Below are 13,773 nucleotides of genomic sequence, written 5' to 3'. Positions count from 1 at the left end.
TTTTCAAGGCTGGTTCGCACAAGCGGCCGATCGTCCAGACGGGCGAGGCGACAACCATGGTGGCGCCCGGCCCGGACCATCACGAGCGCCGCAGCAGCAGGAAGTGCGCCCGCAGGGCGATTTGCGCGGCGATATCTACAACCATATCCGCGAACAGCGGCAACCGCCGCCATCGGCACCGCCGTCGCCCTCGCCCGACCCAAGACAGCGTCAGCGCGATCGCAATGGGCGCTGAGCGTTCATGCCAGCCATAGCAGGCATCTCCCCGGCACCGCAGACGTCGCGGTGCGGTGTGCGCTCAGGTGAGCGACGTATCCACCACGCGGCGCGGTGCCTCGAGATACTCCAGCGACTGCATCTCCACGAGACGCGACACCGTGCGCGTAAATTCGTTGGCCAGCGTACCCTCGGTGTACAGTTCCTCTGGCGGCACTTCTGCCGACATCAACAGCTTGACCTTGTGGTCGTAGAACACGTCGACGAGCCATGTGAAACGACGCGCCTCCGAGGCCATGCGCGGGGTCATCTTGGGCACATCCGACAGCACGACGGTGTGGAAGCGGTTAGCCAGTTCGAGATAGTCGTTCTGCGAACGCGGGCCGCCACACAGCGTATGGAAGTCGAACCACACGACGCCGCCCGCGCGACGCAGGGCTTTCAGCTCGCGCTGTTCGATATGCAGCAGCGGACTCTCGTCGGGCACCCCGGCGATCTCGGCAAACGCCGCGCGCAGTGCACGATTGGCCTCGTTCCCGAGCGGATAGTGATACACCTGCACTTGCGCCAGCGTGCGGCGGCGATAGTCGACACCGGCATCGACATTGAGCACGTCGAGTTTCTCTTCAAGCAGACGGATCGCGGGCAGCACACGATCACGATGCAGGCCATCCGGGTACAGCGTGTCGGGACGATAGTTCGATGTCATGACGAACTGCACACCGTTCTTGAACAGCTCGGCGAGCAGGCGGTGCAGGATCATGGCATCGGCCACATCCGAGACGTGAAACTCATCGAAGCAGATCAGGCGATATCGTTTGGCAATGCGCTTGGCCAGCTCATCGAGCGGATCGGGCTGCCCTTTGAGCGCCTGCAATTGGTGGTGCACCTCACGCATAAACTCGTGAAAATGCAGACGCGTCTTACGCTGCAACGGCACCACCGAGTAGAAACTATCCATCAGGAAGCTCTTGCCGCGACCCACGCCGCCCCAGAGGTACACGCCTTTGGGCAGATCGGGATGCACGAGCCACTTCTTGAGGCTATTCGAGCGCTTGGCCTTGTAAGCCGCCCATTCGTCATAGCACTGCTGCAAACGCTCGACGGCGCGCTCCTGCGCCTCATCGGACTGATAGCCGCGCGCGGCCAATTCTTGTTGGTAATATTCGCGAACGTTCATGCGGTGCGGCGACGGGCCGGGGGGCAGAGAAAATCAGGAAAAAACAAAGGCGAGTTACCTCGCCTTTGTTCATACACGTCAGCGTAAAGCGGCTTACTTGTTCAGCGCGCGCTTCTCGACGTCGAGGGCAGCCTCACGCATCACTTCCGACAGCGACGGGTGCGGATGGCAGATACGGCCAATGTCTTCCGACGCGGCCTTGAATTCCATGGCCACCACGGCTTCTGCGATCAGGTCCGAAGCGTTCAGGCCGATCACGTGCACGCCGAGGATTTCGTCGGTCTTGGCATCGGCCAGCACCTTCACGAAACCGTCCGACGCGCCCATGCCCAGCGCACGGCCGTTGGCCGCGAACGGGAACTGGCCCGGCTTGAACTCACGGCCTTCGGCCTTCAACTGCTGCTCGGTCTTACCGACCCAGGCAATTTCCGGCGACGTGTAGATCACCCACGGAATGCAGTTGTAGTCGATGTGCGGCTTCTGGCCGGCAATGACTTCGGCGACCAGCACGCCTTCGTCTTCGGCCTTGTGCGCGAGCATCGGACCACGCACCACGTCACCGATCGCGTACACGTTCGGCAGCTTGGTACGGCAGTGGTCGTCCACCGGAATGAAGCCGCGTTCGTCGGTCGACAGATCGATGCTTTCCAGGCCCAGATTGTCCGTGTTCGGCACGCGGCCGACTGACACGATCAGACGGTCGACGTCGAGCGTCTTGGCGTTGCCGTCCTTGTCCGTGTAGTTCACGGTGACGTTGTTCTTGCCGGTCTTGACTTCGCCGACCTTCACGCCGACGTTGATGTCCAGACCCTGCTTCTTGAACTGCTTGGCAGCTTCCTTGGCAACGCCCGCATCGGCGGCGGCCAGGAATTCCGGCATGGCTTCGAGCACGGTGACTTCGGCACCCAGACGGCGCCACACCGAGCCCAGTTCCAGACCGATCACGCCAGCGCCGATCACACCCAGCTTCTTCGGCACGGTGTCGAACGAGAGTGCACCTTCGTTGTCCGAGATGAGCTTGTTGTCGACCGGCATGCCCGGCAGGTGACGCGCCTTCGAACCCGTGGCGATGATGACGTTCTTGGCGGTGACCGACTCAGGAGCCTCGCCCGACACGTCGATCTGGTAACCGCCGTCGCTCTTGGCGGTGAACTTGCCGTGGCCCTTGAGCCACGTGATCTTGTTCTTCTTGAACAGATACTCGATACCGCCCGTCATCTTGTCGACGATGCCTTGCTTGCGCGTGAGCATCTTCGCGATGTCGATCTCGACACCCGACGTGGTGATACCGTGCTCGGCCAGATGATGACCGACCTTTTCGAACTCTTCCGACGAGGCCAGCAGGGCCTTCGACGGAATGCAACCGACGTTCAGGCAGGTGCCGCCAAGCACCATCTTGCCGGCCGGGTTGGTCCACTTTTCGATGCAAGCGACCGAGAAGCCAAGTTGCGCGGCGCGAATGGCGGCGATATACCCACCAGGGCCAGCGCCGATAACGACTACATCAAATTCTTTATTTGCCATTTTGAGACTCAGTGAAGGTTGACGGCAGGGAAAGGCGCGGTGCGCCGGCCACATGGCGCATGCAGCGCGTGGCCGGCCAACACCGCGCAGTGCGCGCTAACGCTTACAGGTCGAGCAGCAGGCGAGCCGGATCTTCCAGCGCTTCCTTCATGGCGACGAGGCTCAGCACGGCTTCGCGGCCGTCGATGATGCGGTGGTCGTAGCTCATGGCCAGGTAGTTCATCGGGCGGATGACGATCTCGCCGTTCTCCACCACAGCGCGGTCCTTCGTGGCGTGCACGCCCAGAATGGCCGATTGCGGCGGGTTGATGATCGGGGTCGACAGCATCGAGCCGAACACACCACCGTTCGAGATCGAGAACGTACCGCCGGTCATTTCTTCGATCGACAGCTTGCCGTCGGCAGCCTTCTTGCCGTACTCCGCGATCTTCTTCTCGATGTCGGCCAGGCTCATCTGGTCGGCATTGCGCAGGATCGGCACCACCAGACCACGCGGCGAGCCGACAGCGATACCGATGTCGAAGTAGCCGTGATAGACGATGTCGTTACCGTCGATCGAAGCGTTCACGGCCGGGTACTTCTTGAGCGCGTGGACAGCGGCCTTGACGAAGAACGACATGAAACCCAGCTTCACGCCGTGTTCTTTCTCGAACTTGTCCTTGTACTTGTTGCGCAGATCCATCACCGGCTTCATATTGACCTCGTTGAACGTGGTCAGAATGGCGTTGGTCTGTTGCGATTGCAGCAGGCGCTCGGCGATACGGGCGCGCAGACGCGACATCGGCACGCGCTGTTCCGGACGGCCTTCCAGCGACGTGTCGCGGCCCACCGGGGCGGACACCGACGGCAGCGCGGCACGCGGTGCCGGTGCAGGAACCGACGAAGCGGCGGCAGCCGGCTTGGCGCCAGCGGCCAGGGCGTCGCCCTTGGTCACGCGACCGTCACGGCCCGAGCCGGCGACGTCGGTCGCCGACAGGTTCTTCTCGGCCAGCACCTTGGCAGCGGCCGGGCTGGCGATCCCCCCCGAAGCACCACCGGCTGCGGCAGCCGCGGCCGGGGCAGCGGCGGCCGGCGCAGCGGCTTCCGCCGGCTTGGCGGCGACCGGTGCGGCAGCGCCTGCCTTGGCTTCGGTGTCGATCTTGGCAATGATCTGTTCCGACGTCACGGTGTCGCCTTCGCCGGCGCTCACCTCGACGATCACGCCAGCGGCGGGCGCCGGCACTTCGAGCACGACCTTGTCGGTCTCGACTTCGATCACGGTTTCATCTTGGGCGATGGCTTCGCCGACTTTCTTCTTCCAGCCGAGCAGCGTGCCTTCGGAAACCGACTCGGAAAACTGGGGGACTTTGACTTCAACAATGGCCATTTCTGGATCCTGGATTCGATAAACGTTCAATTCGGAAATACGGCAGCGGCCGTCCTTGGGGGAGGACGACCGCTGAAAGACCTAACCGGTTACTGCACCACGGTCGCGCCCTTGAGGCGACCGAAAGCCGTATCGAGCAACTGCTTGAGCTGTTCGTAGTGCTTGGCGTAGTAGCCCACGGCAGGCGAGGCCGAGGCCGCGCGACCCGCGTAAGCCAGTTTCTGACCGGCGCTCATGCTTTCGATCAGGTGGTGCTCGATGTAGAACCACGGACCCTGGTTTTGCGGCTCGTCCTGGGCCCACACCACTTCGGCAAGGTTTTCGTACTTCTTCAGTTCGCTCTCGAACGCCTTGTGCGGGAACGGATAGAGCTGTTCCACGCGGATGATCGCGACGTCGTTCAACTTCTCTTCGCGACGGCGAGCAATCAGGTCGTAGTACAGGCGGCCCGAGCAGGCGACAACGCGCTTGACCTTCTTGGCGTCGATCGAAGCATCGGTTTCGCCGATGATCGTCTGGAAGCCGCCCTTGGCGAGTTCCGACAGATCGCTCACAGCTTCCTTGTGACGCAGCAGCGACTTCGGCGTGAACACGATCAGCGGCTTGCGCAACTGGCGGATCATCTGACGACGCAGCAAGTGGAAGATCTGTGCCGGCGTGGTCGGCTGGACCACTTGCATGTTCGTGTCGGCACACAGTTGCAGGTAGCGCTCGATACGTGCCGACGAGTGCTCCGGACCCTGGCCTTCGTAGCCATGCGGCAGCAACATCGTCAGGCCCGACACGCGGCCCCACTTCACTTCACCGCTCGAGATGAACTGGTCGATCACGACCTGTGCACCGTTGGCGAAGTCACCGAACTGGCCTTCCCACAACACCATCGTGTTCGGCTCGGCGGTCGAGTAACCGTATTCGAAGCCCAGCACGGCTTCTTCGGACAGCACCGAGTCGATCACCGTGAAGTTGGCTTGACCGTCGGCCACGTGTTGCAACGGCACGTACGTACCGTCGTTCCAACGCTCGCGGTTCTGGTCGTGCAGCACCGAGTGGCGGTGCGTGAACGTGCCACGGCCCGAATCCTGACCGGTCAGGCGCACAGCGAAGCCCGACGAGACCAGCGACGCGAACGCCAGATGCTCGCCCATCCCCCAGTCGAGCGGCTGCTCGCCCGCGCCCATCTTGCGACGGTCGTTGATGACCTTCTCGACGAGCGGGTGAACCTTGAAGTTCGCCGGGATCGTGGTGATGCGCTCGGCCAGACGCTTGAGTTCGTTCAGCGGCACAGCCGTGTCGCCGGCATCGGTCCACTTCTTGTTCAGGAACGGCACCCAGTCAACCGCGTACTTGCTCTTGTAGTTCGAGAGCACCGGGTCGATGGTGTGATGACCGTCGTCCATGGCCTTGCGATAAGCCGCAACGAAGCCATTGCCTTCGTCCGCAGTGATCACGCCTTGCGTGACCAGCTTCTCGACGTACAGTGCGCGCGTGCCCGGGTGTTGGGCAATCTTCTTGTACATCAGCGGCTGCGTGACCGCCGGGGTGTCTTGCTCGTTGTGACCCAGTTTGCGGTAGCAAACGATGTCCACGACGGCGTCCTTCTTGAATTCCTGACGGAAATCGAGCGCCAGTTGCATGGCCAGCACGACCGCTTCCGGATCGTCGCCGTTCACGTGCAGCACCGGCGCTTCGATCATCTTGACCACATCCGAGCAATACGTCGTCGAACGCGCATCACGCGGATCCGACGTGGTAAAGCCGATCTGGTTGTTGATGACGATGTGCACCGTACCGTGCGTGCCGTAACCACGCGTTTGCGCGAGGTTCAGCGTTTCCATCACGACGCCCTGACCCGCGAACGCGGCGTCACCGTGAACTTGCACCGGCAGCACGCTGGCCGCATCGGCGTCGCCGCGGCGATCCATACGGGCCTTGGCCGAGCCTTCGACCACCGGGTTCACGATTTCAAGGTGCGACGGGTTGAACGCCAGCGACAGGTGGACCGGGCCACCGCTCGTCGAGACGTCGCTCGAGAAACCCTTGTGATACTTCACGTCGCCGGCCGGCAGGTCGTCGACGTGCTTGCCTTCGAATTCGGCAAACAGGTCCGACGGCATCTTGCCGAGGGTGTTGACCAGCACGTTCAGACGGCCACGGTGGGCCATGCCGATCACGATTTCCTGCACGCCCTTGGCACCGGCGTGGTGGACGAGTTCGTCCATCGCCACGATGAAGGATTCGCCGCCTTCGAGCGAGAAGCGCTTCTGGCCGACGAACTTGGTGTGCAGGTAACGCTCGAGGCCTTCAGCGGCCGTCAGGCGTTCGAGGATGTGCTTCTTCTTTTCAGCGGTGAAGTTGGGCGTTGCACGCACCTTCTCCAGACGCTCTTGCCACCAGCGCTTTTGCACCGGGTCGCTGATATACATGTACTCGGCGCCGATCGAGCCGCAGTACGTGTCGCGAAGCGACTTGAGCAGGTCGCGCAGGCTGGCCTGTTCGAAACCGAAGTACGTGTTCTCGGCCGAGTACACGCTATCCATGTCGGCTTCGGTCAGGTCGTAGAACGCAGGTTCCAGTTCCGGAATGGCCGGGCGTTCCTGACGCTTGAGCGGGTCCAGATTGGCCCAGCGTGCGCCCAGGAAGCGGTAGGCGGCGACGAGCGACTGCACGTGCACCTGCTTGCGGGCCACGGCCAGGTCGGAAGCACCGGCACGCGACACGAAGGCGTTGGCCTTGGCGCGCTGGGCGAACGACTCCACGATCGGGGCGTGAGCCACGTCGTTGGCGTTGGAACCATCAACAGCGGGAACGTTTTGCAGCGCGTCGAAATACTGGCGCCAGTTGTCCGGCACCGAAGCCGGATTATCTAGATACGATTCGTACAGCTCTTCGACGTAGGGGGCATTGCCACCGAAGAGGTACGAGTTCGCTTGGAATTGTTCCATCAAACTCATTTTGCGCTCACCTTTTCTACGAGTGTCTCGAGAAATAGCGGGTTACGAAACCTTCCGCGACACGGCCTGACCGATTAGCGGATTGCGAGAATCAAGTGGTGCTTGGAAGGACCTGATCAATCACGGCGAGGAGCATAGCACGTTTTCCTGGCCCCCACCGAGCGGGAAAGCCGTCATACGGGGACTTGCGGCGTGCCCGCCGCATGCGTTGCAGACAGCGCGCCGCCCGTGGCCGAACGCCCGTTCGCCACTGGCCCCCCATGCGCACATCCGGCCCCGATTTCACATCACCTGCGCGCGAACTGACCGCGAACGTGCCGTCATCGCGCACATTCTCACGATGCCTCCCAGAGCCGCCCTCCCCCCGCGCCTTATTCCAATATGAGAATTGGATATATAAAAATTAAATTTTATTATTTTAATTTCTAAAGACCAGCCGATATGGTGTTGAGTATCCCCTTGCCGGTCCATCGGGGGTGGCTTGACGGGGCTGACCCGCCGAGGCTTCCACACAGGTCCGGCCCCTGGAGTCAGGAACGACATGCAAGAGACGACGCCGCTTAACGCCCAGCAGGCCCTGTTGCTCAGCCAACTGGTCGATGGCCTTTCCACCGAGCAGCTCGCGTGGGTGCGAGGGTTTCTCGCCGGCATCAATCACTCGGTGCGGCATGCGGGTGCGCAGTCGCCGGCATTCGCCACGGCCAGCGCCGCCGCGCCGCACCTGACCATTCTGTACGGCTCGCAAACCGGCCATGCCCAGGAAGTCGCCGAGCACGCCAAGGCGCGTGCGGTAGACGCGGGCTTCAAGGTCGATCTGTTTGCGATGGGAGATTACAAGGCGTCGCGTCTGAAGACCGACAAGTTGCTGCTCGTCACCGTGTCGACGCAAGGCGAAGGCGAGCCACCGGACGACGCCCGCGATTTTTACGATTTCCTGCATGGCGCGAAGGCACCCAAGCTCGAAGGCACGCGTTTTGCGGTGCTTGGGCTGGGCGATTCGAGCTATGAGAAGTTCTGCCAGGCCGGCAAAGACTTCGATATCAGGCTGGGCGAACTGGGTGGCGAGCGCCTCGTCGCCCGTGTCGATAGCGACGTCGACTACGACGCACCGGCCGGGCAATGGATCGAAGACGCCGTCGCGGCGCTCAAACGCGTGGCAGCACCGGCAGCCCCCTCGCCCGCCAAGGGCATTGGGTCGGCCGAGAGTCTGACCCTTGCCGCCCTGACAAGCGGTACGCCGTCTGCCGCCGCATCGAGTCAATACAGTCGCAAGCGCCCGTTCGAGGCCACCGTGATCGAGAACATCACGCTGTCGGGCCGGGGCTCGTCGAAGGAAGTGCATCACGTCGAACTCTCGCTCGAAGGGTCTGGCCTCACCTACGAGCCGGGCGACGCGTTAGGCGTCGTCGTGACGAACAACGACGTGCTGGTCGACGACCTCATCGACACGCTTGCCCTGGACCCACAGGCCACCACGACCACACAGGACAGCACCTTGTCCCTGCGCGGCGCTTTCCTGCGCGCTTACGACATCACCACGCTGTCGCGCGGATTTCTGGAGAAATACGCGGCCCTCACCGACGCGACCGAACTCAAGGCGCTGCTCGCTGCCGGCAACGAAACGGCGTTGCGCGATTACCTGCATGGACGCGACGTCCTCGACGTCGTGCGCCAGTTCCCGGCCCGCAAGGTGAAGGCGGCCGAGTTTGTCGGTACCCTGCGTACGCTCCAGCCACGTCTGTACTCGATTGCGTCGAGTCTGGCGGCCAATCCGGACGCCGTGCACATCACGGTAGGCGCGGTGCGCTATAAAAGCCACGACCGTTCACGCCGTGGCGTGGCGTCGACATATCTGGCCGACGTTGCCCGCGAAGGCGAGACCGTGCCGGTCTACATCGAAGCCAATCGCAATTTCAAGTTGCCGTCGGATACCAATGCGCCCGTCATCATGATTGGCCCGGGCACCGGCATCGCGCCGTTCCGGGCCTTCGTCGAGGAGCGTCAGGCGCTGGACGCGCCGGGCAAGAACTGGCTCTTCTTCGGCGACCGCAACTTCCGCACCGACTTCCTTTATCAACGCGAATGGCAGCGCTACGTGAAAGACGGCGCGCTCACCCGGATCGACCTCGCGTTCTCACGCGACGCTGAAGACAAGGTCTATGTTCAGCATCGCATGCGCGAGCAGGGCAAAGCCCTGTATGCATGGTTGCAGGAAGGCGCGCACCTGTATGTGTGCGGCGACGCCGACCAGATGGCGCGTGACGTGAACACCGCGCTGATCGACATCGTCGCGGAACACGGCGCGCTGACGCAGGATGCTGCGGCCGAGTATGTGAAGACGTTACAACGCGAAAAGCGTTATCAGCGCGACGTCTACTGACCGTCGCGCGCGCCCGACAAGACCGGAGCGGCAAGCCCCATCTGCACGACACCCCGCGCTCACCGAGACAGCAGCCCACATGACGCAACCTACACAAACCAGCGCCGCCCCACCGGCGGCGCGCTCCGAGGTCGAGAAGATCAAGGACGCCAGCCATTACCTGCGCGGCACGATTGCCGAGGGTCTGGCCGACCCGCTCACGGGCGCCATCTTCGAGAAGGACGCCCAACTACTCAAGTTTCACGGCTCCTACATGCAGGACGATCGCGACCTGCGCGGCGAACGTCAGAAGCAGAAACTCGAACCGGCGTACCAGTTCATGATCCGCCTGCGCATGCCGGGCGGCGTATGCACGCCGGCGCAATGGCTCAAGCTCGACGAACTCGCGCAGAAGTACGGTGGCAACACGATTCGCCTGACCACCCGCCAGACGGTGCAGTATCACAACGTGCTCAAGCACCAGTTGCGCCCGCTCATCCGGGGCATTGACGAAGTGGCGATGACGAGTATTGCCGCGTGCGGCGACGTCAACCGTAACACGCTCGTCTCCAACAATCCGCACCTCTCCCCTGCCCACGCCGAGGCGCTCGACTGGTGCCTGAAGATCGATCGGCACCTGCTGCCGCAAACCACGGCCTATCGCGAGATCTGGCTTGGCGACAAGCGTCTGGGCGAGGGCAAGGAAGATCACGAACCGATTTACGGCAAACATTATCTGCCACGCAAATTCAAGATCGCGATCGCAATTCCGCCGAACAACGACGTCGACCTCTACGCCAACGATCTGGGCTTTATCGCCATCGTGGGGGACGACGGCAAACTCGAAGGCTTCAACGTGAGCGTCGGCGGCGGTATGGGCATGACGCACGGCGACGCGGCGACGTACCCCCGCACGGCGACTGTCATCGGCTATATCCCTGCAGATCGCATTGTTGAGGTGTCGGAGAAGGTGCTGCTCGTGCAGCGGGACTTCGGCGACCGCACGAACCGCAAGCACGCCCGCCTGAAGTACACGATCGACGACCGGGGCGTGGAATGGTTCAAGGAAGAACTCAACCGCTATCTCGGCTGGTCTCTCGCGCCAGCCCGCTCGTTCCGGTTCACGACCAATGGCGATCAGTACGGCTGGCTCAGGGGCGCCGACGACTTGTGGCATCTCACCCTCTTCATTCAGAACGGCCGGGTGAAGGATTGGGACGACTACCGCCTGATGACCGGCCTGCGCGAGATCGCCGGCGTGCATGACGGCGACATTCGCATTACGGCCAACCAGAACCTGATCGTCGCTCGGGTGAGCGACGCGAAGAAGCCGCAGATCGAAGCACTCGTGAAGCAATTCGGCCTGCTCGACGGTCAACATCAAAGCGCGCTGCGAATCAATTCGATGGCGTGCGTCGGGTTCCCGACCTGCGGTCTGGCGCTGACCGAGAGCGAACGCGCGTTACCCGGCCTCGTCACACGGCTGGAAAAAGTGCTCGACGATGCCGGGCTTGCGGGCGAGCCGATCACTATCCGTGCGACGGGTTGTCCGAACGGCTGTGCGCGTCCCTATCTCGCCGAGATCGGTCTGGTTGGCAAATCGGCGGGCAAGTACAACCTGTATCTGGGCGCGGGCTTCCACGGTCAGCGGTTGAACAAGTTATATAAAGAGTCTCTCAGCGAGGACCAGATCGTTGCCGAACTCACGCCGCTCTTTCAGCGTTATGCCCTGGAGCGCGACGGCAGCGAGAAATTCGGCGATTTTCTCGTGCGTCAGGGTGTGGTGAAGGAAGTGGTGGAAGCCCGCGAGGATTTTCACGGCTGAGTCCCCTCTGTACCAAAGAAAAGCCCCGGCAAGACTCGCCGGGGCTCCGGTACTGCTGAATCGCTGACTGCCAATGCACCGCCCCACTGCTTCGCAGTCTTCAGCGACGTATCGACCGTCAGTCGGTGCCGCCGGAGTACGGCACCATGCAGCGCCTGACGGTCTTCTCGTAGTCACGCGGCAGGTTGCTGCCGGGTGTTTCGTAATACTGAATACGCGATCCGAAACCGCCTTGCATGATGTCGACATACGGGTTGTAGATGGCCGTGCCCTGAGCATCCCGACCGCGATAGACACGCACGCGGTCGGCGCCCTGACGGGCATACGACGTCGAGTCGACATTCTGCGACAACTCGCTCCAGCCGTGATAAATGCAGTTGAGCACCATGAAGCGATCGGCCTCGGTTCCCTGGTCGAGCAGTCGACCCGTTGCCGGATCGGGCCGGCTCATCTGGTTGATCGGGCCACATCCAGCCATGCCAGCCGCTACGCCGACCAGAATCGTCACCGCCGCCATCCGCGCCACTCGCTTCATACTTCGACACCCTCAACTGAGCAAAAGATGGGCAATGGTACCCGGTTCGGCGCGTCGCCGCCATGAACCCGCCCTCCCTGTGGGCTCGCCGGGCCCGCTCGCGGCGTCTTCGTCAGGCGTGCATCGTGCGACTCATGCGGCCAGCGAAAGCGAAGCGGCCCCCACGGCACGCAAGGCAGAGCGTCGCCCCCCGCCATGCGCGGGATCTTCGTCGCCCAACTGGAATCGCGCCATTTCCTCGCGCAGCGCGCTCGTCTGATCCTCCAGCGACGCGGCGGCCGCCGCGGCTTGCTCCACGAGCGCGGCGTTCTGTTGCGTCACGGTATCCATCTGCGTGACGGCCTGATTCACCTGCTCGATGCCGCCGCTCTGCTCATCGGACGCCGCCGAGATCTCGCCCATGATGTCGGTCACGCGGTGCACGGCCTGAACAATGTCGTCCATCGTGCGGCCGGCCTCAGCCACGAGCGTCGAGCCATCGGCCACCTTCTGCGCCGACGCCTCGATGAGCGTCTTGATCTCGCGCGCGGCCGTGGCGCTGCGCTGTGCCAGCGTGCGCACCTCGCCCGCCACCACGGCGAAGCCGCGTCCCTGTTCGCCTGCGCGGGCCGCTTCCACGGCGGCATTGAGCGCAAGAATATTGGTCTGGAACGCGATACCGTCGATCACGCTGATGATGTCCACGACTTGCGACGAACTCGTCGAAATTCCCTGCATCGTGTCGACCACACGGGCAACGACCTGACCACCGCGCGCCGCGATGTCCGAGGCATTGACCGCCAGTTGGCTTGCCTGGCGGGCATTGTCGGCGTTCTGTTTGACGGTCGCGGTCAATTGCTCCATCGACGACGCCGTTTCCTCCAGCGAAGCGGCCTGCTGCTCGGTGCGGGCCGACAGATCGGTATTGCCCGCCGAGATCTCCGCCGTGGCCGTGGCCATGGCATCGCAACTTCGGCGCACGCCGCGAATCGTGCCGGCGAGGCGCGACTGCATCGTGTCGAGGCCGCGCATGAGCATCGACATTTCGTCTTTGCCGCGCACTTGTACCGCGTTGTCGAGCTGACCGGCGGCGATGTTCTCGAAGGTCGCCAGGGCTTCGCCGAGCGGGCGCATAATCGCGCCGCGCAGCGAGAAGTAGCAGGCGATGGCCATGAGCACACCGAGCACGGTCGCGCCGATACTCAGCCAGCGGAACGCCGCCAGTTCCGACATGGACGCTTCGTACGTGTCGTGCCCGAGCTTCATCTTGTAAGCAGCCAACGCATCGCTGGCCGTGGTGAGTGCGGCATAGTGCTTGGGCAGCACGTTCATCGTGAGGTCGTCCATCGCCGTACGATCGCGCGCGTCGATGGCGGCGAGCATCGGGTCCATCCCCTGATCGAAAAACGTGGCGCGGCGCGCCGCAACGTCGTCGGCCAGACGCTTCTCCTGCTCGCCATGCGGCAACGCCTGATACGCCGCCCACGCGGCGTTCGCTTCCTTGATCATGCTTCGGGCGCGGGCGGCCACCTTGTCGGCATCGGGTGATTCGGGATGAAGCACTACGCGATCGAGAATGGCGCGAGTGCGCGCAAGCGTGGCGTTATCCTTGCCCAACGCCACGGTGGCGGCAAGGTGATTGGCATATGTCTCGCGAAGCGCATCTCCGGTGCGTGTCATACCGGCAATGCCGAGCGCGCCCAACAGAATCAACAATGCAGCTAACAGCGCCATCGTGATACTCAGGCGCGCCTTGATCGAGAAGCTACGCAACATGTGTTGTCTCCGTCTTATGTAGTGGTTTTCCCACCCCGGCCCGGCCTCTTTCGGGCCGGTAA

8 protein-coding genes are annotated in these 13,773 nt (G+C 62.8%); 2 read left to right on the top strand and 6 right to left on the bottom strand.

The window, feature by feature from the left end:
* Positions 1-298: 298 nt before the first annotated feature.
* The 4 genes from zapE to C266_RS06250 form a co-directional block, all read right to left on the bottom strand.
* Positions 299-1,396 carry a cell division protein ZapE gene (gene zapE, locus C266_RS06265; RefSeq protein WP_010808809.1) on the bottom strand — a complete coding sequence of 366 codons (1,098 nt, stop codon included), beginning with the start codon at positions 1,394-1,396 and terminating at the stop codon, positions 299-301.
* Between the two features lie 93 nt (positions 1,397-1,489).
* Complete coding sequence (lpdA, locus tag C266_RS06260) at positions 1,490-2,920, bottom strand: dihydrolipoyl dehydrogenase (RefSeq protein WP_010808808.1); 1,431 nt, start codon at positions 2,918-2,920, stop codon at positions 1,490-1,492.
* A gap of 103 nt (positions 2,921-3,023) precedes the next feature.
* Positions 3,024-4,286, bottom strand: coding sequence for a 2-oxoglutarate dehydrogenase complex dihydrolipoyllysine-residue succinyltransferase (gene odhB, locus C266_RS06255; RefSeq protein ID WP_010808807.1), 1,263 nt, complete (start codon positions 4,284-4,286; stop codon positions 3,024-3,026).
* Between the two features lie 89 nt (positions 4,287-4,375).
* Entirely contained in the window at positions 4,376-7,237 is a 2,862-nt protein-coding gene (locus C266_RS06250) for a 2-oxoglutarate dehydrogenase E1 component (RefSeq protein WP_144265730.1), read from the bottom strand.
* 541 nt (positions 7,238-7,778) lie between these two features.
* Between C266_RS06250 and C266_RS06245 the strand changes: the two genes are divergently transcribed.
* Both C266_RS06245 and C266_RS06240 read left to right on the top strand, forming a co-directional pair.
* The gene (locus C266_RS06245) at positions 7,779-9,617 is read left to right on the top strand and encodes an assimilatory sulfite reductase (NADPH) flavoprotein subunit (protein ID WP_010808805.1); all 1,839 of its coding nucleotides are present in this window, start codon (positions 7,779-7,781) and stop codon (positions 9,615-9,617) included.
* Between the two features lie 79 nt (positions 9,618-9,696).
* On the top strand, positions 9,697-11,421 hold the full coding sequence (locus tag C266_RS06240) for an NADPH-dependent assimilatory sulfite reductase hemoprotein subunit (RefSeq protein ID WP_010808804.1): 1,725 nt from the start codon (positions 9,697-9,699) through the stop codon (positions 11,419-11,421).
* Positions 11,422-11,539: 118 nt separating this feature from the next.
* Here the strand turns inward: C266_RS06240 and C266_RS06235 are convergent, their stop codons facing one another.
* Both C266_RS06235 and C266_RS06230 read right to left on the bottom strand, forming a co-directional pair.
* A complete protein-coding gene (locus tag C266_RS06235) occupies positions 11,540-11,956 on the bottom strand; it encodes a hypothetical protein (protein WP_144265729.1) in 417 nt (138 codons plus the stop codon).
* Between the two features lie 132 nt (positions 11,957-12,088).
* Entirely contained in the window at positions 12,089-13,711 is a 1,623-nt protein-coding gene (locus C266_RS06230) for a methyl-accepting chemotaxis protein (protein WP_010808802.1), read from the bottom strand.
* Between the last annotated feature and the right edge of the window lie 62 nt (positions 13,712-13,773).

Origin of the sequence: Pandoraea sp. SD6-2 (assembly GCF_000389825.1) — a bacterium.
Classification (GTDB): domain Bacteria; phylum Pseudomonadota; class Gammaproteobacteria; order Burkholderiales; family Burkholderiaceae; genus Pandoraea; species Pandoraea communis.
This window is presented reverse-complemented; position numbering and strand designations above follow the sequence as displayed.

Bases quoted from the DNA above. Each gene is read 5' to 3' on its own strand.
- lpdA (WP_010808808.1), bottom strand. From the start codon at position 2,920: ATGGCAAATAAAGAATTTGATGTAGTCGTTATCGGCGCTGGCCCTGGT.
- C266_RS06250 (WP_144265730.1), bottom strand. From the start codon at position 7,237: ATGAGTTTGATGGAACAATTCCAAGCGAACTCGTACCTCTTCGGTGGC.
- C266_RS06240 (WP_010808804.1), top strand. From the start codon at position 9,697: ATGACGCAACCTACACAAACCAGCGCCGCCCCACCGGCGGCGCGCTCC.
- C266_RS06235 (WP_144265729.1), bottom strand. From the start codon at position 11,956: ATGAAGCGAGTGGCGCGGATGGCGGCGGTGACGATTCTGGTCGGCGTA.
- C266_RS06230 (WP_010808802.1), bottom strand. From the start codon at position 13,711: ATGTTGCGTAGCTTCTCGATCAAGGCGCGCCTGAGTATCACGATGGCG.
- C266_RS06245 (WP_010808805.1), top strand. From the start codon at position 7,779: ATGCAAGAGACGACGCCGCTTAACGCCCAGCAGGCCCTGTTGCTCAGC.
- zapE (WP_010808809.1), bottom strand. From the start codon at position 1,396: ATGAACGTTCGCGAATATTACCAACAAGAATTGGCCGCGCGCGGCTAT.
- odhB (WP_010808807.1), bottom strand. From the start codon at position 4,286: ATGGCCATTGTTGAAGTCAAAGTCCCCCAGTTTTCCGAGTCGGTTTCC.